The sequence below is a fragment of the Pseudomonas sp. 32_A genome (genome assembly GCF_017490905.1).
GTDB lineage: Bacteria > Pseudomonadota > Gammaproteobacteria > Pseudomonadales > Pseudomonadaceae > Aquipseudomonas > Aquipseudomonas inefficax.
Map to the genome: position 1 here is coordinate 37,087 of NZ_JAFGYI010000029.1, position 22,292 is coordinate 59,378.

General features: G+C 65.3%; 18 protein-coding genes. 13 read left to right on the forward strand and 5 right to left on the reverse strand.

Going from position 1 to position 22,292, the window contains the following annotated elements:
• The 5 genes from J5M58_RS17825 to tadA all read left to right on the forward strand — a co-directional run bounded on the left by J5M58_RS17825 (position 1) and on the right by tadA (position 4,773).
• A complete protein-coding gene (locus J5M58_RS17825) occupies positions 1-660 on the forward strand; it encodes a hypothetical protein (protein WP_112251139.1) in 660 nt (219 codons plus the stop codon).
• Complete coding sequence (locus J5M58_RS17830; RefSeq protein ID WP_207878931.1) at positions 653-1,318, forward strand: hypothetical protein; 666 nt, start codon at positions 653-655, stop codon at positions 1,316-1,318. The genes J5M58_RS17825 and J5M58_RS17830 overlap by 8 nt, the downstream gene beginning before the upstream one ends.
• A gap of 31 nt (positions 1,319-1,349) precedes the next feature.
• A complete protein-coding gene (locus J5M58_RS17835; protein ID WP_112250880.1) occupies positions 1,350-2,822 on the forward strand; it encodes a M48 family metallopeptidase in 1,473 nt (490 codons plus the stop codon).
• Between the two features lie 89 nt (positions 2,823-2,911).
• Entirely contained in the window at positions 2,912-4,294 is a 1,383-nt protein-coding gene (locus tag J5M58_RS17840) for a multicopper oxidase family protein (RefSeq protein ID WP_207878932.1), read from the forward strand.
• A complete protein-coding gene (gene tadA, locus J5M58_RS17845; protein WP_207878933.1) occupies positions 4,294-4,773 on the forward strand; it encodes a tRNA adenosine(34) deaminase TadA in 480 nt (159 codons plus the stop codon). The genes J5M58_RS17840 and tadA overlap by 1 nt, the downstream gene beginning before the upstream one ends.
• A 111-nt stretch (positions 4,774-4,884) precedes the next feature.
• Here the strand turns inward: tadA and mltF are convergent, their stop codons facing one another.
• On the reverse strand, positions 4,885-6,342 hold the full coding sequence (gene mltF / locus J5M58_RS17850; protein WP_112250883.1) for a membrane-bound lytic murein transglycosylase MltF: 1,458 nt from the start codon (positions 6,340-6,342) through the stop codon (positions 4,885-4,887).
• Positions 6,343-6,665: 323 nt separating this feature from the next.
• Here mltF and purL point away from each other — a divergent pair, with 323 nt between their 5' ends.
• Positions 6,666-10,562, forward strand: coding sequence for a phosphoribosylformylglycinamidine synthase (gene purL / locus J5M58_RS17855; RefSeq protein WP_133970341.1), 3,897 nt, complete (start codon positions 6,666-6,668; stop codon positions 10,560-10,562).
• Positions 10,563-10,565: 3 nt separating this feature from the next.
• The gene (locus tag J5M58_RS17860; protein ID WP_112250889.1) at positions 10,566-10,877 is read left to right on the forward strand and encodes an NGG1p interacting factor NIF3; all 312 of its coding nucleotides are present in this window, start codon (positions 10,566-10,568) and stop codon (positions 10,875-10,877) included.
• A gap of 103 nt (positions 10,878-10,980) precedes the next feature.
• Here the strand turns inward: J5M58_RS17860 and tatC are convergent, their stop codons facing one another.
• From tatC to tatA, 3 genes are read right to left on the reverse strand one after another with little or no spacing between them, the layout of a single operon-like run.
• The gene (gene tatC / locus J5M58_RS17865; protein WP_207878935.1) at positions 10,981-11,742 is read right to left on the reverse strand and encodes a twin-arginine translocase subunit TatC; all 762 of its coding nucleotides are present in this window, start codon (positions 11,740-11,742) and stop codon (positions 10,981-10,983) included.
• Complete coding sequence (tatB, locus tag J5M58_RS17870) at positions 11,739-12,044, reverse strand: Sec-independent protein translocase protein TatB (protein ID WP_207878937.1); 306 nt, start codon at positions 12,042-12,044, stop codon at positions 11,739-11,741. Before tatB ends, tatC begins: the two co-directional genes overlap by 4 nt.
• A complete protein-coding gene (gene tatA, locus J5M58_RS17875; RefSeq protein ID WP_207878938.1) occupies positions 12,044-12,277 on the reverse strand; it encodes a twin-arginine translocase TatA/TatE family subunit in 234 nt (77 codons plus the stop codon). The genes tatB and tatA overlap by 1 nt, the downstream gene beginning before the upstream one ends.
• Before the next feature lie 145 nt (positions 12,278-12,422).
• Between tatA and gspK the strand changes: the two genes are divergently transcribed.
• Positions 12,423-13,388: a type II secretion system minor pseudopilin GspK gene (gene gspK, locus J5M58_RS17880; protein ID WP_112250894.1), complete on the forward strand. Its 966-nt coding sequence runs from the start codon at positions 12,423-12,425 to the stop codon at positions 13,386-13,388.
• Between the two features lie 138 nt (positions 13,389-13,526).
• Here the strand turns inward: gspK and J5M58_RS17885 are convergent, their stop codons facing one another.
• The gene (locus J5M58_RS17885) at positions 13,527-15,581 is read right to left on the reverse strand and encodes a PhoX family phosphatase (RefSeq protein ID WP_207878939.1); all 2,055 of its coding nucleotides are present in this window, start codon (positions 15,579-15,581) and stop codon (positions 13,527-13,529) included.
• A gap of 224 nt (positions 15,582-15,805) precedes the next feature.
• On the opposite strand from J5M58_RS17885, the gene J5M58_RS17890 reads away from it, so the two are divergent.
• From J5M58_RS17890 to gspF, 5 genes are read left to right on the forward strand one after another with little or no spacing between them, the layout of a single operon-like run.
• The gene (locus tag J5M58_RS17890) at positions 15,806-17,446 is read left to right on the forward strand and encodes a lipoprotein UxpA (protein ID WP_112250896.1); all 1,641 of its coding nucleotides are present in this window, start codon (positions 15,806-15,808) and stop codon (positions 17,444-17,446) included.
• Positions 17,443-17,868 (forward strand): pilus assembly protein PilZ, encoded by a 426-nt coding sequence (locus tag J5M58_RS17895; RefSeq protein WP_207878940.1) that lies wholly within the window; start codon positions 17,443-17,445, stop codon positions 17,866-17,868. The genes J5M58_RS17890 and J5M58_RS17895 overlap by 4 nt, the downstream gene beginning before the upstream one ends.
• Before the next feature lie 3 nt (positions 17,869-17,871).
• Complete coding sequence (gspD, locus tag J5M58_RS17900) at positions 17,872-19,635, forward strand: type II secretion system secretin GspD (protein WP_207878942.1); 1,764 nt, start codon at positions 17,872-17,874, stop codon at positions 19,633-19,635.
• Positions 19,635-21,083 (forward strand): GspE/PulE family protein, encoded by a 1,449-nt coding sequence (locus J5M58_RS17905; protein ID WP_207878961.1) that lies wholly within the window; start codon positions 19,635-19,637, stop codon positions 21,081-21,083. Before gspD ends, J5M58_RS17905 begins: the two co-directional genes overlap by 1 nt.
• 3 nt (positions 21,084-21,086) lie before the next feature.
• Positions 21,087-22,289, forward strand: a complete 1,203-nt coding sequence (gene gspF / locus J5M58_RS17910) for a type II secretion system inner membrane protein GspF (RefSeq protein ID WP_207878944.1) — start codon at positions 21,087-21,089, stop codon at positions 22,287-22,289.
• The last annotated feature ends 3 nt before the right edge of the window (positions 22,290-22,292 follow it).

The following is a 22,292-nucleotide window of genomic DNA, read 5'->3' on the forward strand; positions in this document are numbered from 1 at the left end:
ATGAGCGAGTTCAACGACCCGCTGTCCGAGCTGTCCGGTTCGCTCGGACAGGACTACGAGCAATCCCGTGCCGCCCAGCGCGACCGGGTAATCGCCGAACTCAAGCAAGTGATCGAGCGTGTGCCAGAGCAGAGCGAGTTCACCAATTCCCGGCGTTATCGGGTCTGGGGGCCGATACTGTTGCTGGGCTCGCTGATTCTGACCGCCGTCTGCTTCAACCTGGAGCGCATGGGTGCGGTCGCAGCCTGTGCCTTCACGGTCTTCATCGCCGCCGCGGTGACTTGGCAGCATCGCAATGCCGGTACCCAGGTGTTCATGCGTCTGACCCGCCGGCAGTTGTTCGTCGATACGCTGGACGCCCCGGTAGACATGGCCGAAGTGGAGGATGTTTCGGTCAAGGATGAAGGGCTGGTCACGGTGCAGACGCTGGAAATGAGCAGCGAAGCCGTGCTTCCCAAGCACCACGTGGTGAAACTGCAGTTCTTCGGCAACCAGGCCATGGTGCTGAAAAAGCCGCGACCGCAGGTGCGTATCATGTCCGCAGGCCTGGCCAGCAATGGGCGCAAGCTGGACAACGAGGAAGTGCTCGCAATGCTGGCGGCTTACCGCGATGCGGCCCATGCGCAACGGCAACTGGATCTGTTGCAGGCTGATGAATAACGACGAACGCGAAGCCCACCTGGCGTACCTGCAGGCGCAGGCCGATGGCCCTGTCGAGGGCTTCGAACTGCGCGAGCGCTCGCTTGGCAAGGCGCTGGCCTGTGCCTTGACCGGCCTGTCGTTTGCCGGGCTGGGTGCATGGCTGATGGCGCTGGCGGTACTGTTCGCCCCCCAGGCGAGCAGCGCCGCCATATGGCTGCTCTCTGCTTTCGGCCTCGGCCTGGCCGGCACCGGGGCGGCGGCGCTGGCATGCGCCGCAGCGCTGTACCGCCGCCATGGCAAGCGGGTGCTGAGCGTTACGCCCGATAGCCTGTGCTTCGCCAATGCGCAGGCGCCGACACCCCTGCATGCCTTCGACGGCTTCGACGTCGAGCAGCGACATTTCAGCACCCGCCTGATCTTTACCGTGTCGGCGGCCGGCAGCGCGCCAACGCTGGCGCCGGCCTGTTTCAGGGCGTTGGCCTCGCCTGACGCTGTAGCCGTGGCGGGCGGACTGCGCGTCAGCTTGTGGTTGTGCACCCCTGTCGTAGCCGGGCGCCACCTTGCCCTGCAGGAACTGGTGGACCTGCTCTATGCCTATCTGCAAGCGGCCCAGGCCAGGCACACGTTGGCGCAACTGTTTCCTGGCGTGGCGCGCCTGGGTGAAGCGGCCAGATGAGGCTGGGCGTGACCATCGGCGCTGTGGAGCAATGAAGCGCTTCGGTTGGGGCCTGATCCTGCTGCTGTTGCCACTGGTGCTGTTCGGCTGGGGTAATGTGCAGTACTGGCGGGCCGACACGGCGCAGGATCAGGCCCGCACCATACGGCAATGGCTGGCGGCCCCCAGCGAGGCGTTGCTACAGCAATTGCCGTGGGAAGCCCGCAAGGAGCTTGCCAGGCATGTCGAGCCGCGGCAGGCCCTGCAGCGCCAACTGGACCTGCTCGATGCGGATCGCCACTGGGTAAGCGTACGCAAAGTGATGGCCAGCGTGAGCTGCTGGCTGGCATTGGCTGCTTTGCTGGTCGGCCTCTGGGCCTGGCTCAAGCTGAAGGCAGACGCCTGGCGGGCGCTGCGCTCTGCGGCCTACCTGAATGAGCGCATGATGGCCAGCTGGCAGGGCCTGGGCTGTTGCTTGAGCATCTACATGGTCATGCTTGCCGGTTCGCTGTGCCTGGCGTTGCTCTATGAGGCCAGTTCCGGAGCGAGCCGTGCAGCGCAGGGCGGCATGAGCGTGCTGGTCGTGGTGCTGCCGCTGGCCTCTGTCCTGGTTGTGTGTGTTCGCCAGGCCTGGCGAATGCGCAGGCAGTGGCCGCTGATGCAGTCTCCGACTGCCAGGTTTCTCGCCCGCCCGCTCGGCAGGCAGGCGACGCCAGCGGTGTGGCAGTGGATCGAGGCCTTGGCAACGCAGCTGCAAGCGCCGGCCCCGGACCATATCGTGGTCGGGCTTGACCAGGGATTTTTCGTCACCAGTGTGCCGGTCCTGCTGCAGCCCGGCGGGGAGGTACTCACGGGGCGCACGTTGTATCTGCCGCTACCATTGCTGACGGCCTTGAGCCAGGCCGAGGCGGCTTCGATCATCGGCCACGAACTGGGTCATTTCAGGCGCCGTGATACGGAGCGAGGCAGCGAAACCAGCGCGCGTTTCAGCCTGATGTGCGCGCAGTATTCTGCGATGGTCGGCGACGAGGATGCTCCGCCCTGGGTGGTTCGGCCGACCTTGTGGCTGGCTGGGCAGTTCTTGCACCATTTCCAGATTGCGGTTCATCACTGGGGGCGTGCACAGGAATTGCTGGCTGATCGGGCCGGTGCCGAGGTCGCTGGCCCGAAGCTGTTCGTACAGGCGCTGCTACGGGCAATTGCCCTGGGCAGGGTGATCGACGGCTTGCTGCTCGCTCACGGTGGCAACAACCTGCTGCAGGCGCTGGCATCGCACCTGCAAGGCACGCCATTGCAACTGGGTGAGGAAGTGCTGGGGCTGGCCAACCCCCATCCGTTCGATACGCACCCCGAAATCGCCACGCGCCTGCAGAACCTGAACGTCCTGCTCGACCCGCAGCTGCTCCAGGCCGCCTTGCGGGTGCCGGCCGCAGATGATCAGCAGTGGTTCAACGCGCTCTGTGCTGCCCCCGGCAATACTGCCGAGGGCAAGGCTGCGGAAAGCAGTGCAAGAGACTTCACTTAATATTTCCCATTTGCAGGTGTATCGTATTCGCCCTTCATCGCCAGCCATGCTGGCAGCTTGATTGCGCAGAACACGAGGTACCCGCACCGATGTCCTTCACCCGTCGACAAATGCTCAAGGGCCTGACCGGCCTGGTTGTGGTTGGCCTGGGCGCCGGTGGCGCGGCGCGTTACTGGCTGGGCAAGGTCGAAGATGACAACGCCGGGCATGACTATGAGCTGATCGCCGCCCCGCTGGACGTCGAGCTGGTGCCGGGCTTCAAGACCGAGGCCTGGGCCTTCGGCCCGTCTGCCCCGGGTACCGAGTTGCGCGTACGCCAGGGCACCTGGCTGCGGGTGCGCTTCATCAACCACCTGCCGGTTGAAACCACCATCCATTGGCACGGCATTCGCCTGCCGCTGGAAATGGACGGCGTGCCCTATGTGTCGCAGCTGCCGGTCAAGCCTGGCGAGTACTTCGACTACAAGTTCCGTGTGCCGGACGCCGGCAGCTACTGGTACCACCCGCATGTCAGCAGTTCCGAGGAGCTGGGCCGTGGCCTGGTCGGCCCGCTGATCGTCGAGGAGCGCGAGCCGACCGGCTTCAGGCATGAGCGCACGCTGAGCCTGAAGAACTGGCACGTGGACGAGCAGGGGGCCTGGCTGCCTTTCAGCATTCCGCGAGAAGCCGCGCGCAACGGCACCGCCGGGCGCCTGATCACCATCAATGGCCAGGCCGATTCAGTCACCGAGTTGCCAGCCGGCCAGGTGGTGCGGGTGCGTCTGCTGAACCTCGATAACACCTGGACCTACCGCATCAACCTCAAGGGCAACTGCGAGGCAAAAATCTATGCCCTGGACGGCAACCCGGTAACCCCGCGGCCACTGGACGATGACTACTGGCTCGGCCCAGGCATGCGCATCTGCCTGGCTATCCGTATTCCCGAGGCGGGGCAGGAGATCTCCCTGCGCGACGGTTTCGTGCGCCTGGGCACCCTGCGTTCGGTAGCCAGCAACGACGCGCCGAGCGACTGGCCGCCGGCGCTGCCGCCCAACCCGATTGCCGAGCCGGATCTGGAAAACGCCGAAAAGCTCAACTTCAATTTCGAATGGGCGGCAAAAGTCTCGGTCACTACGGATCAGGATAAGCCGTCGAGCATGTGGCAGATCAACGGCCAGGCCTGGGACATCACCGACAAGACCTGCGCCGAGCGCCCTATCGCCACGTTGCAGAAGGGCAAGAGCTACATCTTCGAGCTGAAGAACATGACCCAGTACCAGCACCCGATCCACCTGCACGGCATGAGCTTCAAGGTGATCGCCTCCAACCGCCACGACATCACCGAGCCGTGGTTCACCGACACCTACCTGCTAGGCAAGAACGAACGCGCCCAGGTGGCGCTGGTGGCGGATAACCCGGGCACCTGGATGTTCCACTGCCATGTCATCGACCACATGGAAACCGGCCTGATGGCCGCGATCGCGGTGGTCTGATGCGTCCGCAGATCATCGATCGCAGTCGCGATCAGGAATTCATGCGCCTGGCCCTGGCCCTGGCCGCCGAAGGCGCAGGCATGGGCGAGGTGCCGGTGGGCGCGGTGCTGGTGCAGCATGGGCAGGTGATCGGGCAGGGCTTCAACCGGCCGATCATCGACAGTGACCCCAGTGCGCATGCCGAGATGGTGGCCATTCGCGCGGCGGCGAAATCCGCCAGCAACTACCGGCTACCCGGCAGCACCCTGTATGTGACCCTGGAACCGTGCAGCATGTGTGCGGGGCTGATCGTGCATTCACGGGTCATGCGGGTGGTGTACGGCGCGCTGGAGCCCAAGGCGGGGATCGTGCAGAGCCAGGGGCAGTTCTTCGGGCAGGGCTTCCTGAACCACCGGGTGATGGTGGAGGGCGGGGTGCTGGCGGAAGAGTGCGGGCAGATCCTCAGCGACTTCTTCAAGGCTCGCCGGGCCAAGTCCTGACCTGTTTCGGCCCCTTCGCGGGTAAACCCGCTCCCACAGGAATACCACTATCTCCAAAACCTGTGATGTACCTGTGGGAGCGGGTTTACCCGCGAAGAGGCCCGTGCAGGCTTACATCGGCGGCGACTGCTCCGCCGGTTTGTCCTTGTTCACCCCGGGCACATGCAGGCTGCCTTCGGCCACCTGGCCTTCCAGCTGCGGCTGGGTCACCCAGGTAAGAATGTCGTAGTAGCGACGGATGTTGGCCACAAAGTGCACAGGCTCGCCGCCCCGGGCGTAACCGTACCTGGTCTGCCGATACCACTGCTTCTGCGACAGCCGCGGCAGCATCTTCTTCACATCCAGCCATTTGTTCGGGTTGAGCTTCTCGCGCTTGGCCAGAGTGCGGGCGTCTTCCAGGTGGCCGCTGCCGACGTTGTAGGCGGCCAGGGCGAACCAGGTGCGGTCCGGTTCCTGGATGCTGTCGTCGAGCTCTTCCTTGATCTTCATGAAGTATTTGGCGCCGCCCTGGATGCTCTGCTTCGGGTCCAGTCGGTTGGACACGCCCATGGCCTGGGCGGTGCGCTGGGTCAGCATCATCAGGCCGCGTACGCCGGTCTTGGAGGTGACCTCAGGCTGCCACATCGATTCCTGGTAGCCGATGGCAGCCAGCAGGCGCCAGTCCACCTGCTCTACCTTGGCGTAGCTCTTGAAGTGCTTTTCGTACTTGGGCAGGCGCTGCTGCAGGTGCTGGGCGAAGGTGTAGGCACCCACGTAGCCCAGTACGTCGACATGGCCGTAGTAGCGGTCCTTCAGGCGTTGCAGGGTGCCGTTCTTCTGCGCCTTGTCGAGGAACTCGTTGACCTCGTTGAGCAGGCTGTTGTCTTCACCGGCCGCCACCGCCCAGCGCTGGTCGCGGGTGTCGCCCAGGTCGAAGGCAACCCGCACGTTGGGGAAGTACACCTGGTTCATCGCCAGCTCGTTGGAGTCGACCAGGGTCAGGTCGATCTGGCCTTCGTCGACCATGCGCAGCAGGTCGACCACCTCGACGGCGTCGGATTCTTCGTATTCCAGGCCCGGATACTGCTTTTTCAGCTCGGCCAGCTGGTCGGCGTGGCTGCTGCCCTTGAGCACCATGATCTTCTTGCCGACCAGGCCCTTGGCGTTGGTGGGGCGGGTGCGGCCGTTGCGGTAGATGACCTGTGGGGTCACTTCCAGGTAAGGGTGGGAGTACCTGACCTGGGCCTTGCGCCGTTCGCTGGTGACCAGGCCGGCGGCCGCCAGCACCGGGCCGGAGGGCTTGCCGAGGCTGTCGTACAGCTCGTCGAGGTTGTCGGCGGTCTCGATCTGCAGCTTCACGCCGAGATCCTCGGCGAAATGCTGGACCAGCTCGTATTCGAAGCCGGTTTCGCCGTTGCGGTCCTGAAAGTAGGTGGCCGGGCTGTTGCGGGTGATCACGCGCAGCACGCCATCCTCCTTCACGCGCTCGAGGGTGCTGGGTTTTTCAACGCAGGCACCGAGCAGCAGAAAGAGTCCGGTTGCGAAAAGCCATCTGGCGCAACGCTGGCGCAAAGCAGTGTGGGCGAACATAGGTTGCAGTATACGCAAAGGACTGGCCCAACCATATCTCGACAACTGTTAGCTTGTCTGGTAGCGGGTTCTGTGCTTTACCGGCCCTATCGCCGGCAAGCCGGCTCCCACAGGTATACCACAGGCCTTGAGGGCGGTGTTGTACCTGTGGGAGCCGGCTTGCCGGCGATAGGGCCGGAACGGGCAACACAAGGCAATTTTTTTGACCCGAAAGTCCGGTTCCGCCGCCCGGCAGGCATGGCGTAGAGCGGGTGCCGAAACCCTTCGAATTAGGCTAGAATGCACGGCCTCTAAGCACACCCCTTCCTGAGGCTGTCCCGACGATGTTGATCCTGCGCGGCGCTCCTGCCCTTTCTGCCTTTCGCCACGGTAAATTACTCGAGCAACTGAGCCAGAAAGTCCCCGCTGTTACTGGTTTGTATGCCGAATTTGCCCACTTCGCCGATGTCGACGGCGAGCTGACCGCCGACCAGCAGCAGGTGCTGGGCCGTCTGCTCAAGTACGGCCCGAGCGTGCCGGTACAGGAGCCGAGCGGCCGCCTGTTCCTGGTCGTGCCGCGCCTGGGCACCATTTCGCCTTGGGCCAGCAAGGCCAGCGACATCGCCCACAACTGCGGCTTGCAGTCGATCCAGCGCCTGGAGCGTGGTATCGCCTACTACGTTGCCGGCAGCCTGAGCGAAGCCGACGCCGAACTGATCGCCGCCGAGCTGCACGACCGCATGACCCAGCGCGTGCTCGGCCAGCTGGAGCAGGCCGCTGACCTGTTCAGCCATGCCCAGCCCAAGCCGATGACCTCGGTGGACATCCTCGCCGGTGGCCGTGACGCCCTGGCCAAGGCCAACATCGACCTCGGCCTGGCCCTGGCCGAAGACGAGATCGACTACCTGGTCAACGCCTTCCAGGGCCTCAAGCGCAACCCGAACGACATCGAACTGATGATGTTCGCCCAGGCCAACTCCGAGCACTGCCGCCACAAGATCTTCAACGCCAGTTGGGATATCGACGGCCAGGCTCAGGAAAAGAGCCTGTTCGGCATGATCAAGAACACCTATCAGATGCACAACGAAGGTGTGCTGTCTGCGTACAAGGACAACGCCTCGGTGATCGTCGGCAACGTTGCCGGCCGTTTCTTCCCGAACCCTGAAACCCGCCAGTACGGCGCGGTGCAGGAGCCGGTGCACATCCTGATGAAGGTGGAAACGCACAACCACCCGACCGCCATCGCCCCGTTCTCCGGCGCCTCCACTGGCTCCGGCGGCGAAATCCGCGACGAAGGCGCGACCGGCCGTGGCGCCAAGCCCAAGGCTGGCCTGACCGGCTTCACCGTGTCCAACCTGCGCATCCCGGGCTTCGAACAGCCGTGGGAGCAGGCCTACGGCAAGCCCGAGCGCATCGTCGACGCCCTCGACATCATGATCGAAGGCCCTCTGGGTGGCGCTGCGTTCAACAACGAATTCGGTCGCCCGGCCCTGACCGGTTACTTCCGCACCTTCGAGCAAGCCATCAACACCCCGCACGGTGAAGAAGTGCGCGGCTACCACAAGCCGATCATGCTGGCCGGTGGCATGGGCAACATCCGTGAAGACCATGTGCAGAAGGGCGAGATCACTGTCGGCGCCAAGCTGATCGTGCTTGGTGGCCCGGCCATGCTGATCGGCCTGGGCGGCGGCGCCGCCTCGTCGGTGGCTACCGGTGCCAGCTCGGCCGACCTGGACTTTGCCTCCGTTCAGCGCGAAAACCCGGAAATGGAGCGCCGTTGCCAGGAGGTCATCGACCGCTGCTGGCAGTTGGGCGATGCCAACCCTATCGCCTTCATCCACGACGTTGGTGCCGGCGGTATCTCCAACGCCTTCCCGGAACTGGTCAACGATGGTGGCCGTGGTGGCCGCTTTGAGCTGCGTAACGTGCCCAACGACGAGCCGGGCATGGCCCCGCACGAAATCTGGAGCAACGAATCGCAGGAGCGTTACGTGCTGGCCGTCAGCGCCGTCGACTTCGAGCGCTTCAAGGCAATCTGCGAGCGTGAGCGTTGCCCGTTCGCCGTAGTGGGTGAAGCGACTGAAGAGCAACACCTGACCGTAAGCGACAGCCACTTCGGCAACACGCCGGTAGACATGCCGCTCGACGTACTGCTGGGCAAGCCGCCACGCATGCACCGTTCGGTTACCCGCGAAGCCGAGCTGGGCGATGACTTCGACCCGAGCAAGCTGGACCTGGACAATGCCGTTCAGCGCGTTCTCAGCCACCCGGCCGTGGCCAGCAAGAGCTTCCTGATCACCATCGGTGACCGCACCATCACCGGCCTGGTAGCTCGTGACCAGATGGTCGGCCCGTGGCAGGTACCGGTGGCCGACTGCGCCGTCACCGCCACCAGCTTCGACGTCTACACCGGCGAAGCCATGGCCATGGGCGAGCGTACTCCGCTGGCATTGCTGGATGCCCCGGCGTCCGGCCGCATGGCAATTGGCGAGACACTGACCAACCTGGCCGCCTCGCGCATCGAGAAACTGTCCGACATCAAATTGTCGGCCAACTGGATGTCTGCCGCCGGCCACCCAGGTGAAGACGCCCGCCTGTACGACACCGTCAAGGCTGTCGGCATGGAGCTGTGCCCGGAGCTGGGCATTACCATTCCGGTCGGCAAAGACTCGATGTCGATGAAGACCAAGTGGAGCGACGAGGGCGTCGAGAAGAGCGTCACCTCGCCGATGTCGCTGATCATCACCGGCTTCGCCCCGGTCACCGACATTCGCAAGACCCTGACTCCGCAACTGCGCATGGACAAGGGCGAAACCGACCTGATCCTGATCGACCTGGGCCGCGGCAAGAACCGCATGGGCGCCTCGATCCTGGCCCAGACTTACGGCAAGATCGCTGCCCAGGCACCGGACGTCGACGACGCCGAAGACCTGAAGGCGTTCTTCGCCGTGATTCAGGGCCTGAACGAAGATGGCCACCTGCTGGCCTACCACGACCGCTCCGACGGCGGCCTGGTCACCACCGTGCTGGAAATGGCCTTCGCCGGCCACTGCGGCCTCGACCTGCAACTCGACCCGCTGACCGACAGCAAGGCCGAGGTGGCCGCTATCCTCTTCAACGAAGAGCTGGGCGCGGTCATCCAGGTTCGCCAGGATGCCACCCCGGACGTGCTGGCACAGTTCAGCGCCGCAGGCCTGGGCGAGTGCGTCGCGGTGATCGGCAAGCCGGTCAACAACGGTGAAGTGTCCATCAGCCTGAACGGCGAAGTGCTGTTCGACGACGACCGCCGCATGCTGCAGCGCCAGTGGGCCGAGACCAGCTACCAGATCCAGCGCCTGCGCGACAACGCCGACTGCGCCGACCAGGAATTCGACCTGCTGCTCGAGGAAGACAACCCGGGCCTGTCGGTCAAGCTGGGCTTCGACGTCAACGATGACATCGCCGCGCCGTACATCAAGAAGGGCGTTCGCCCGCAAGTGGCCATCCTGCGCGAGCAGGGCGTCAACGGCCAGGTCGAAATGGCTGCTGCCTTCGACCGTGCCGGCTTCGCTGCCATCGATGTGCACATGAGCGACATCCTCGCTGGCCGTGTCGACTTCGAGGCTTTCAAGGGCCTGGTCGCCTGCGGTGGCTTCTCCTACGGCGACGTGCTGGGTGCCGGTGAAGGCTGGGCCAAATCGGCGCTGTTCAACAGCCGCGCCCGCGATGCCTTCCAGGCCTTCTTCGAGCGTACCGACAGCTTCGCCCTGGGCGTGTGCAACGGTTGCCAGATGATGTCCAACCTGCATGAGCTGATTCCGGGTACCGAGCACTGGCCGCACTTCGTGCGCAACCGCTCGGAGCAGTTCGAGGCGCGTGTGGCCATGGTCGAAGTGCAGAAGTCCAACTCGATCTTCCTGCAGGGCATGGCCGGTTCGCGCATGCCGATCGCCATCGCCCACGGTGAAGGCCATGCCGAGTTCGCCAGCGAAGAAGCACTGCTGGCAGCCGACCTGTCCGGTTGCGTGGCCCTGCGCTACGTCGACAACCATGGCAAGGTCACCGAAGCCTACCCGGCCAACCCGAACGGCTCGCCGCGTGGTATCACCGGCCTCACCAGCCGCGACGGCCGCGTGACCATCATGATGCCGCACCCGGAGCGTGTGTTCCGTGCCGTGCAGAACTCCTGGCGCCCGGATGAGTGGCAGGAAGATGCCGCGCTGATGCGTATGTTCCGTAACGCACGGGTGTGGGTGAACTAAGGCGTGTACAAGCTCGCCTTCTTCGTCCCCGCCAGCCACGTCGAAGTGGTCAAGGCCGCTGTGTTCGCCGCGGGTGGCGGGCGCATCGGTGACTATGACCACTGCGCCTGGCAGGCCTTGGGCCAGGGCCAGTTCCGCCCGCTGGACGGCAGCCAGCCGTTCCTCGGGCAAACCGGCCAGGTCGAGGTGGTGGAAGAGTGGAAGGTGGAGCTGGTGGTGGCTGACGACCTGATTGCCCAGGTCGTCGCTGCACTCAAGCAGAGCCACCCGTACGAGACGCCTGCCTACGAAGTCTGGCGGCTCGCCGAGTTCTAGACCGCATCAAGGCTGTTCGCGGGTGAACCCGCTCCCACAGGGATCGCACAACTCTCGGATATTGTGCGATCCCTGTGGGAGCGGGTTCACCCGCGAAGAGGCCCTACAATCCAGCCACAATCTCTTTGCCCTGCCCGGGCCGCTTCAACCATCCACAAGCCAGCAACCCCACCTCGAACAGCACCCACATCGGCACCGCCAGCATCGTCTGCGAAAACACATCCGGCGGCGTCAGGATCATCCCCACCACAAAGCAGCCGACGATCACGTAAGGCCTGCTGCGCCGCAACATAGCCACATCGGCCAACCCCACCCAGACCACGATAAACGTCGCCACCGGGATCTCGAACGCCAGCCCGAACGCCAGAAACAGCGCGAGGATAAAGTCCAGGTACTGGCTGATATCGGTCATCATTGCCACGCCCTCCGGTGTCACGCTGGCAAAGAAGCCGAACATCGTCGGGAACACCAGGAAGAACGCGAAGGCCATGCCGGCATAGAACAGCAGGATGCTCGATATCAGCAATGGCAGGGCAATGCGCCGTTCACGGCGGTACAGCCCCGGCGCCAGAAAGCCCCAGGCCTGGTGCAGCAGCAGCGGCATGGCGACGAACACTGCGCACATCGCGGTCAGCTTGAACGGCGTCAGGAACGGCGAAGTGACGCTGGTAGCGATCATGCTGGCGCCTTCCGGCAAAAAGCGCCGCAACGGTTCGGAAATCTGCGTGTACAGCGTCTGGGCGAAGGGGAACAGCCCGGCGAACACCAGCGCCAACAGGGCCAGGCAACGCACCAGGCGTTTGCGCAGGTCGCGCAGGTGTTCGGTCAGCGGCATGCTCGCCGCCGGGTCCATGGCAATGCTCATGAAGCGTTTTCCTTGGTGGAGGCGACCGTGGCCGCATCGTTGGCCGGCTCCGCTTTCAGGCTGATGCCTTGGCGGATCTCCTGTTCCAGGCGCTGCAAAGGTGCACTGTCGAGGTTGGGCAGTTCGACAGCGCGCAGGTCGATCTCCCGTTCCACCTGCGTACGCAGGGCGTGCATGGCCTTGCGGGCCTGGCCCAGGCCGCGCCCGAGGGTGCGTGCCGCCACCGGCAAGCGCTCCGGGCCCAGCACCATAAGCGCGACGATGCCGACCAGCAGCAACTCGCTGAAACCTACCTCGAACATCAGGGTTGACGGTCCGCTTGCGGTTGCTGCGTGCCCTGACCGGTCAACGGGCACTGTGGCTGCACCTGCGTATGCGCTGGGGGAATGGTGCCAGTTTCACCGCCCATGGACTTGCGAAAACCCTGGATTGCCTCGCCCACATCGCTGCCCAGGCCCTTCAGGCGCTTGGTACCAAACAGCAGGAATACGATCAGCAGTACGATCACCAGTTGCCAGATTCCAATGCCACCCATTGCGACTACTCCTGTAAGGCCATGAAAAGGAAAGACAATCCTGCCTCGCGCAGATGACGTACACATGACGAACGTTCATTGCCATCTACCTGCAACACCTGGCGTGTTGACTGGCGTCTTCATTCGGCGACAGAGGCAGGCAAGGATGGGTGGCAGGCAACAGCAGGGTGCGGCCCTGTTGATGGTGATGGTGGTGCTGGCGATGCTGGCGGCAGGCATGGCCTGGCTGGTGGAAGATGGCAGGCGCCAGGTCGATGATGTGCGCCTGTTGCATCAGCGGGTGCAGGCGCGAGCCATGGAGCAGGCCGGCCTGGCCTATGCCGAGCAGGCCCTGCGCGACCCTAGCTGGCGGCTTAGCCCGCTGTTCTGGCAGGCCTTGCGTGGGCAGCCTTTGAACTACGATTTTGGCGCCGGCCAGGCGCAGTTGCGGGTCCGCGACCAGCACACCTGTTTCAACGTCAATGCGTTGCTCGGCGCGGACGGCGAGCGTGCTGCGCGCCAGTTGCGGTACCTGCTGGGCGACGACATGGCGGCGCAGCGCCTGGTCGACGCCCTGGCCGACTGGCTGGATGCCGACAGCGATACCCGCCTGCAGGGCGCCGAGAGCGCCCAATACCTGCGCCAGCAACCACCGCGCCTGGCGGCCAACCAGCCGATGCTCGATACCAGCGAGTTGAACCTGCTACTGGAGCCGGACGCCAGTCGCCAGGGCCGTTACCCGATGCTGTGCGCCTTGCCGCAGACCACCGGCTGGCGGCTGAATGCCAATGCCCTGGGGCTGGAGCATCTGCCGTTGCTGGAAGCGCTGTATGAGGGGCGCTATCCGCGCTCGTTGCTCAGCCGCATCATCAGCGGCCGGCCGGCGTCAGGTTACGTGGATGCAGCTGCGCTACGCCAGGCGCTGGGGGCGGTGGATGACGAAACGTTCGAACGGCTGAGCGAAGGGCTGCTACTGAACAGCGGGTATTTTCTGTTGCAGCTGTCGTTCGCGGAGGAGGGGCGGGTGATACGCAGCGAGTTCCAGGTGGAGGCGCTGGGGGTGGTGCAATGGCATGCCCGGGTGCCGGCGCAGCAAGTGCGGGTGCGTAGCCGGGAGCCGATGGTTCGGTAATATTCACCGGCCTCTTCGCGGGTAAACCCGCTCCCACAGGGACCGCACAGTTTTGAACACTGTGCAGTACCTGTGGGAGCGGGTTTACCCGCGAAGAGGCCGGTACAGCCAGCACAAGGCTGACTGACCGGCGCCCTGTCAGGCGGTGCCGATCTCCCCGCCATCGATACGCTGGATCACCACCGTCGCAGCCCGCGGCCTTACCGTGGTACCTGCCGGTGTGGCATCGGTAGCCTTGTCGGTATACGGCCAGTTCTCCGGGTGCTGGATGTTGACGAACAAGGTCTTGTTGTCCGGGGTAAAGGTTATCCCGGTCACCTCGCAGCCATTCGGCCCGACGAAGAAGCGGCGCAGGTCCACCTGGTTCTGTGCATTCACCGGCACCTGCTTGCCACTGGCATCCACCAGGTTGGTGGGGATCACTGCCAGCAGCTGGTCGTTGGTGTAGTCGGTCAAGGTGCTCTCGCCGTTGTCGGTCTCGAACCACAGCACGCCACGGCTATCGAAGCTCATGCCGTCCGGGCTGGCGAACTGGTTCAGTTCGGTCAGGCCGGAGCGGTTGATGTCGGCGGTGCCAGCAGCGTTGGCGCCGAACACGAAGATGTCCCAGGTGAAGCTCAGCTGGTCGTCGCTGTCATGCCAGCGGATGATGTGGCCGTGACGGTTCGGGCCGCGCGGGTTGGCTGCATCAACCTTTTCCGGGGTGCGCGCGCTGTTGTTGGTCAGGGTCAGGTACACGTCGCCGTTGAGCGGGTTGACCGTGGTCCATTCGGGGCGGTCCATCGGCGTTGCACCCACGGCATCGGCAGCACCACGGGTGTTGAGGATGATGCCCGGCAGGTCGCCATACAGTGCGCCCAGGGTGCTGCCGCCAGTGGTGGCGGTGGCCACGTCCAGCAGCAACCATACGCCAGTGCCGTCGGCATTGAAGCGGGCTACATACAGCTTGCCGTGGTCGAGGTACTTGGCGCCGGTGGCCAGGCGGTCGGCGGGGGTGGCATCGGCGGCGTCCCACACGGCGGTGGACACCCACTTGTACAGGTACTCGTTGTTCGAGTCGTCACCCATGTACCACACCAGCGGCTTGCCGGCCACGGGCAGGCCTGGGGCGCAGCCTTCGTGGCGGAAGCGGCCCAGCGCGGTGCGCTTGGTGGCCAAGGTGTTGCTGGTGTACGGGTCGATTTCGACGATGTAGCCGTAGGTGCTGGCTTCGTTGCGGTAGTCGTCGGTGGCGCTGGCGCCTTTGACGGTGACGTCGAAACGGGCGAATTCGTCGGCCACTTCGCTGCTGTCACCGGCTGCGGTTTCCCATTTGTACTGGCCGCTGGAGGTGCCCACGCCAATGCGGCGCTGGTCTTCGGGGCGGGTGCCCTTGTTGACGAAGATGCCTGGCCAGTTCTCTTCGCAGGTCAGGTAGGTGCCCCACGGGGTGTAGCCGTTGCCGCAGTTGTTGTTGGTGCCGCGGCAGTGGGTGCCGGCGGTGGAGTACTTGGTCTTGACATGGTCGGTACCCCGCAGCGGGCCGGTTATTTCCATGCGCGAGGCGGTAGTGAAGCGGCGGTTGAGCGGGTCGTTGTCGACCACCTGCCAGCGACCGTTGATTTTCTGCAGGCGGACAACACCGGCGCCGTGGGCGTTGATTTCCTTGCGCACTTCCTCGACCGGGCGCTTGCCGTTGACATCGGTGGTCGGGCCGGCCGGGTGCAGGGCGGCGGTGTCGATGTACTCGAAGTTGATCGCCAGCAGGCCGTCTTCAGAGCTGCCGTTGATGGGGAAGAAGTGCATGCCGTCATGGTGCATGCCCATGGCGTTGGCCTGGTCGGTCGAGGTGTTGCTGCCGTCGGATTTCCACGGGTTGCCGTTGCTGTTGAGCGGCGTGCCCCAAGGCGCCAGCACATAGGCGCTGTAGCCGGCGGCGACCACGCAGGCGTCGGTGCGCGAGCCCGGTATGGACTGGAAGCCCAGTGCCAGTTTCGGCTCTTCCGGCTCAGTCACGGGTGGCTCCGGATCATCGTGATCGGAACCACCACCGTCGAAGCAGCCTGTCAGGCCGGTACCGGCAATCATGGCGATGGCGGCGCCCAGGCTGCCGCGCATCACGCTGCGGCGGCTCAGGTAGGCGTCCATGACGTTGGCCATCGGCAGGTTGCCGCTTTGGTTCCGGTCCAGGTTGTCGCCGGTATCTCGACTCATCAGGGTGTCCTTATGTTGGCTGAGTTAGAGGAAACCGCGACTTTAGTTCGCAAATATGATGATTCATTGGCAGAAATGTTAAGGCGGTTTTAAAACGACTCGCTCTTAGCGCTGTGTTCTACAGATCACTTTGGAATGGCTGTCGGATTTCTGCCATCAAACTGTAATGCCAACGCCGCAACATCCGGTGCCCTGAATGAACGTGGATAAGGATGGCGGGTTCGATGGCAAGCAGTGTGCACAGGCGCGAAGTGATCAGCTGGATGGGTATCGGTGCCTTGGCACCGTTACTCGGCGCCTGCTCCGCATTCCCCGGGCAGCAGGGCGGCAACGCCAGCCTCGACCTGCTTTATGTGGCCGATACCCTCGATGCGCGCCAGCCTGGCCAGGCGGTGGTGCCGGCCACCCGCCTGGGGCCGGTCAGCCACCTGGGCCGCGCCCCATGGATGACCGGCAGCAGTGCCAGTATCACCTACCCACAGCTGGCGCCACTGCTGGATGCCAGCCAGGCTGCATCTGCCCAGCTGGGCGGCTATGCGGTGCTGGCAGCGTTGCTCGAACAGCTGCGCGGCGAGGCTGGGGCGGGCAACAGCCTGACCCTGGAGAACGGCCAGGGCTGGAATGGCAGTGGCCTGGCCTACCTGACCCAGGGCGAAAGCGGCCTGCGAGGCAGCCAGCTGCTGGGCAGTGAAGCGCGGGTCAGCAGCGACGAGCGCGTGTTGTGGCCACAGCGCAGCCCGGCACTGTATCGCCAGGCTGGCACCGTTACCCTGGGCGCCGGGCTGGCAGACACGCAACGTCGCGCATTGGGCCTGGAGGCATTGCACATCTTCGAACGCGGCGGTGCACGTATTGCCGTGGTCGGCGTGACCGACCCCTATGCCCAGGACCAGAAAGCCTCCCTTAAACAGTGGTACCAGTCATTGCAACCGGTGTTCGAACAGGCCCGGCGCGAGGCCGACCTGGTGGTGGCCATGGCCGATGTCGGTACCGGGCCGGGCCTGTGGCTGGCCGAGCGGCTACCGCAGATCGACGTGCTGCTGTGCGCCCGCGGCCAGGACCTGTGGCCGGCGCCGGTCGAGGTGAGCCAGGCCAGCGGCCGCCGCGTGCCGGTGCTGTTCGCCGGGTGCCGGGGCAGCGGCGCCTTCCGCCTGCGCTGCCAGCGCGTGGCCGGGCTGTGGCAGTTCGACGGGCGTTTCTTCCCAGCCTTTGAGCAACAGCTGGCACCCGCCGCGCAGCAGCGTGTCGGGGCATTGCAGGCAGAATTGCGCCAGCAGCGCGCTGGCCACGCGGCCTGGCTCGATCAACCGCTGGCCCGCGCGCCACAGGCGCTGTGGCGCCGCGATACCCGAGGCGGCAGCTGGGACCGCCTGCTGCATCAAGCCCTGGCCGACGACAGCAGCATGCCGGTGCTGCTGCCGGGCCTGCGTTACGACTACCCGCTGCCCGCCGGGGCGGCCATTACCCGCGAACACCTGATCAGCCTTACCGGCGGCTACCCGGCACCGGTGGTCGAAGCGCCGGCCCGGCAGGTCGAACAAGTATTGGAAAACGCCGCTGAGCAACTGTTCGGCGACCCGCTGTTGCTGGACAACAGCCAGGACCTGCCGCGCTGGCAGGGCCAGGCCTGGCGTGTCAGCTATAGCCCGCAAGGCAAGCGTATCAGTGGCCTGGAGCCGGTGCAGGGCCTGTGCCGCACCTTTGGTCTGCAGTTCGAGACCCAGGCCGGCGAGCCGCTGTGGCAACGGGTCGAAGCCTGGCTCGCCCGCCAGTCGAGCGACTGGCAACTGGCGCCCCTGCAGCTGCCCGAAGTGCGCTACGTGCAGGGCCACCCGGGCTGGCACCCAAGGCAGCTGGCCTCGTGATGCTCGCCTCGCGCCTGCTGACTGGCGCTGGCCTGACCTTGGCCGGCTGGCTGGCGGCCCAGTGTGTGCTGCAACTGGGCCGCCAGCCGCAACCGGCCACTGCGCCTGCAGTGGCCGACAAGCCGTTGCCTGGCTTGATGGTCGGCCATTGGCAGGCACCCGACGACGACGGTGCCATCGCCATCACCCGCCTGCCGTTGCAATACCTCGGCGGCCTCAAGGCCCAGCCACTGGCCTCCAGCGTGGTAGTGCTGCGCTATGGCGAGCAGGTGCGCACTTTGGCCCGCGGCCAGCGCCTGGCGCCAGGGATCGTGCTGCAGGACATCGACAGCGATGGCCTGATTTTCAACAACCAGGGGCGGCGTGAACGTCTGCCCTGGCCGCCACGCTCCGCCGTGACCGGCTTCAAGCGGCAAGGATGAACGATGCCTGTCAGATATTGCGTAGCGGCCGCGCTGAGCCTGGCGCTGTCCATGGCCTATGCCGAAGAGCCGGTGTTCGACGACAACGGCACGCCGATGTACGAGGTGAACTTCGTCGACACCGAGCTGGGCGAGTTCATCGACAGTGTGTCGCGCATCACCGGCACCACCTTCATCGTCGACCCCCGGGTCAAGGGCAAGGTCACCGTGCGCACCGTCGACCTGCATGACGCCGATGCCATCTACGACATTTTCCTGGCCCAGCTGCGCGCCCAGGGCTATGCCACGGTCGACCTGCCCAACGGCAGCGTGAAGATCGTTCCCGACCAGGCCGCTCGCCTGGAGCCAGTGCCGGTGGAGGCGGGAGGGCAGCAGGGGGAAGGCAGCGACAGCGTGGCTACTCGGGTATTCAATGTGCGCAACGCCGCCAGCGAGCAGGTGCTGGGCATTCTCAAGCCCCTGATCGACCCACGGGTCGGAGTGATCACACCTTACCCGGCGGCGCACCAGTTGGTCGTTACCGACTGGCGCAGCAACCTGGAGCGTATCGCCAGCCTGCTGCGCCAGCTCGACCGCCCCCAGGACGCACCAGGCAGCGGCAGTACCCAGGTCATCTACCTGCGCCATGCCAATGCTGGCGAAGTGGTCAAGGTGTTGCGCGGGCTCAGCCAGGAAGGCATGGCGCCCTCTGAAGGTGCGGGCGAAGCAGAAGGCAAGGACAGGCCCGCCGTGCCTGCCGCCGGGGGCTCGGGCATCCGCCTGGAATACGAAGAAGGCACCAACGCCGTGGTCATGGTCGGCCCCGACAGCGAGCTGGCCGCCTACCGCGCCATCGTCGAGCAACTGGACATCCGTCGTGCCCAGGTAGTGGTGGAAGCGATCATCGCCGAGGTGTCCGACAGCAGCGCCCAGGAGCTGGGCGTACAGTGGCTGTTCGCCGACGAAAAGTTCGGTGCCGGCATCGTCAATTTCGGCAGCAACGGAGTGAACATCGCCAGCATCGCCGGGGCCGCCGCCAGCGGCGACAACGAGGCCCTTGGTGACCTGTTGTCCAGCACCACCGGCGCCATGGCGGGTATCGGCCATTTCGGTGGCGGCTTCAACTTCGCCATGCTGGTCAACGCGCTTAAGGGCAAGAGCGGCTTCAACCTGCTGTCCACGCCCACCCTGCTGACCCTGGACAACGCCGAGGCGTCGATCCTGGTCGGCCAGGAAGTACCCTTCGTCACCGGGTCGGTGACGCAGAACAACGCCAACCCGTACCAGACCATCGAGCGCAAGGAAGTCGGGGTGAAGCTGCGCATCAAGCCGCAGATCAACATCGACAACAGCGTGCGCCTGGACATCGTCCAGGAAGTGTCGTCGATCGCAGACACTACGGCGGCCAGCGACGTGATCACCAACAAGCGCGAGATCAAGACCAAGGTCATGGTCGAGGACAATGGCCTGGTGATCCTCGGTGGCCTGATCAGCGACGAACTGAGCACCAGCGACCAGCGCGTGCCGCTGCTTGGCGATATCCCTTACCTGGGGCGGCTGTTCCGCTCCGACGCGACCAAGAACACCAAACAGAACCTGATGGTGTTCATCCGCCCGCGCATCCTGCGTGACGGGCCGAGCCTGGCCGGGCTCAGCGAAGACAAGTACCGCACCTTGCAACAGACCACGCCGCTGCAGTTGCCCGACCTGGCTGATGCGCAGAACGCTACGCCGCTACTGCAGGTGTTCCCCTCCAGCCGCGCACGGCTGGAAGGTGGTGACTGGTGATGCTGCCTTATCGCCAGGCGCGGCAGAGCGGGGTGGCCATGGGCCCTGCGCAGCAGGGCTGGCAGCTATGGCTGCGGCACGACGCCGACAGCGCCCAATTGCAGGAGCTGCTGCGTGTGCACGGCCAGCCCAGCTTGGTCGAATACCTGGAGCCTGCGCTGTTCGACGAACGCCTCGGCCAGCTGTATCAGGCCGGTGACGCTGCCACCGAGGCGCTGATCGAAGGCATCGGCGACCAGGTCGACCTGGACAGCCTGATGAGCGAAATGCCGCGTATCGAGGACCTGCTGGAGAGCGACGACGAAGCACCGGTGATCCGCCTGATCAACGGCCTGTTCGGCCAGGCCCTGCGCCTGCGCGCTTCGGACATTCATATAGAAACCTTCGAGCAGAGCCTGGTAGTGCGCCTGCGGGTCGATGGCCACCTGCGCGAAGTGTTGCGCCCACCGCGTGCGCTGTCGGCCATGCTGGTGTCGCGGATCAAGGTCATGGCCCGTCTGGACATCGCTGAAAAGCGCCAGCCCCAGGATGGCCGCATCACCCTGCGCGCGGCGGGGCGCGAAGTGGATGTACGGGTCTCGACGCTGCCCGGCATCCACGGCGAAAGGGTGGTGATGCGCGTGCTCGACAAGCAGGCCAGCCTGCTGGCGCTGGGCAACCTGGGCATGCCGGCGGCGGTGTTGCAGGGCCTGCGCAGTTGCCTGGCGCGGCCCAACGGCATCGTGCTGTCAACGGGGCCGACCGGTTCGGGCAAGACCACTACCCTGTATGCCAGCCTCAACAGCCTCAACGACGGCAGCCGCAATATCCTCACTGTCGAGGACCCGGTGGAATACGCGATTGCCGGCATCGGCCAGACCGCCATCAACCCGCGTGCCGGGCTGACCTTTGCCAGCGGCCTGCGCGCCATCCTGCGCCAGGACCCGGACGTGATCATGCTCGGCGAAATCCGTGACCAGGAGACCGCGCAGATCGCCGTGCAGGCCAGCCTCACCGGCCACCTGGTGTTGTCCACGCTGCACACCAACAGTGCGGTGGGCGCGGTGACCCGCCTGCGCGACATGGGCATCGAACCGTTCCTGATCGCCTCGTGCCTGCGCGGTGTTCTGGCCCAGCGCCTGGTGCGGCGCCTCTGCAGTTGCGCCGTGGCGCACCCGCTGCAACAGGCGGAACGCGACTTGTGGCCCGAACTGGCGGCGCTGGGCAGCAGCTACCACGCGGTGGGCTGCGAGCAGTGCCAGGGCAGCGGGTATGTCGGGCGCCTGGGCCTGTATGAATTCATCGAGCTGGATGCCGGGCTGATCGGCCTGTTGTACGACGGCGCCAGTGAACTGGCCATGCAGGACTACCTGGCCGCGCGCCGGCAGAGCCTGGTGGCGATGGCCAGCGACTGCCTGGCCCGTGGCGAGACCAGCCTGGCCGAAGTACTGCGCGTGGTGCAGGGCTGAGCCATGCCGACCTATCGCTACCAGGCCGTCGACCTCGTCGGCAAGACCCACAAGGCCAGCTTGCAGGCCGACAGTGAACGTCATGCCCGTCAGCTGTTGCGTGAGCAGGGCCTGTTCGCCCGCCGCTTGCAGCGTCACGAGGCCGGCACCCGGCAACCCCGGCGCCAGCGCCTGAGCCGCGCCCAGTTGTGCGAACTGACTCGCCAGCTGGCCACCCTGACCGGTGCCGGCATCCCGCTGGTCGACGCCCTGGCTACCCTGGAACGGCAACTGCGCCAGCCCGCCCTGCACGGTGTGCTGGTGGCCTTGCGCGGCTCGCTTGCCGAGGGCCTGGGCCTGGCCCGCAGTCTGGCGCGTCAGGGGGCACCGTTTACCGGCCTGTACTGCGCGCTGGTCGAGGCCGGCGAGCGGTCCGGGCGCCTGGCCCAGGTGCTGACCCGCCTCGCCGACCACCTGGAGCAGGTACAACGGCAGCAGCACAAGGCACGTACGGCGCTGATCTACCCCACCGTGTTGATGGGGGTGTCACTTGCCGTGGTGGTAGGCCTGATGACCTTCGTCGTACCCAAGCTGACCGAACAGTTTGCCCATGCCGGGCAGAGCCTGCCGCTCATCACTACGCTGCTGATCGGCCTGAGCCAAGGGTTGGTGCAGGCCGGGCCCTGGCTGTTGGGGCTGGCCCTGATGCTCGCTGTGCTTGGCGGCTGGTTGTTGCGCAAGCCGCACTGGTGCCTGCGCCGCGACCAGCTGCTGCTACGCCTGCCCCACATCGGCAGCCTGCTGCAGGTGCTGGAAAGCGCGCGCCTGGCACGCAGCCTGGCAATCCTCAGCGGCAGCGGCGTGGCCCTGCTCGAAGCCCTGCAAGTGGCCACCGAAACCGTCGGCAACCGGCGCATCCGCCTGGCCATGGAGCAGGTGCGCCAGCAGGTGCAGGGCGGCACCAGCCTGCATCGCGCGCTGGATGCCAGCCAGCAGTTCCCGCCGCTGCTGGTGAACATGGTCGGCAGCGGCGAGGCCAGCGGCACTTTGGCCGACATGCTCGAGCGCGTGGCCGACGACCAGGAGCGCGGCTTCGCCCGCCAGGTCGATACCGCCATGGCGCTGTTCGAACCCCTGATGATCCTGGTGATGGGCGCCGTGGTGCTGTTCATCGTGCTGGCGGTGCTGTTGCCGATCATGCAACTCAACCAGGGCCTGCAACTGTGACGA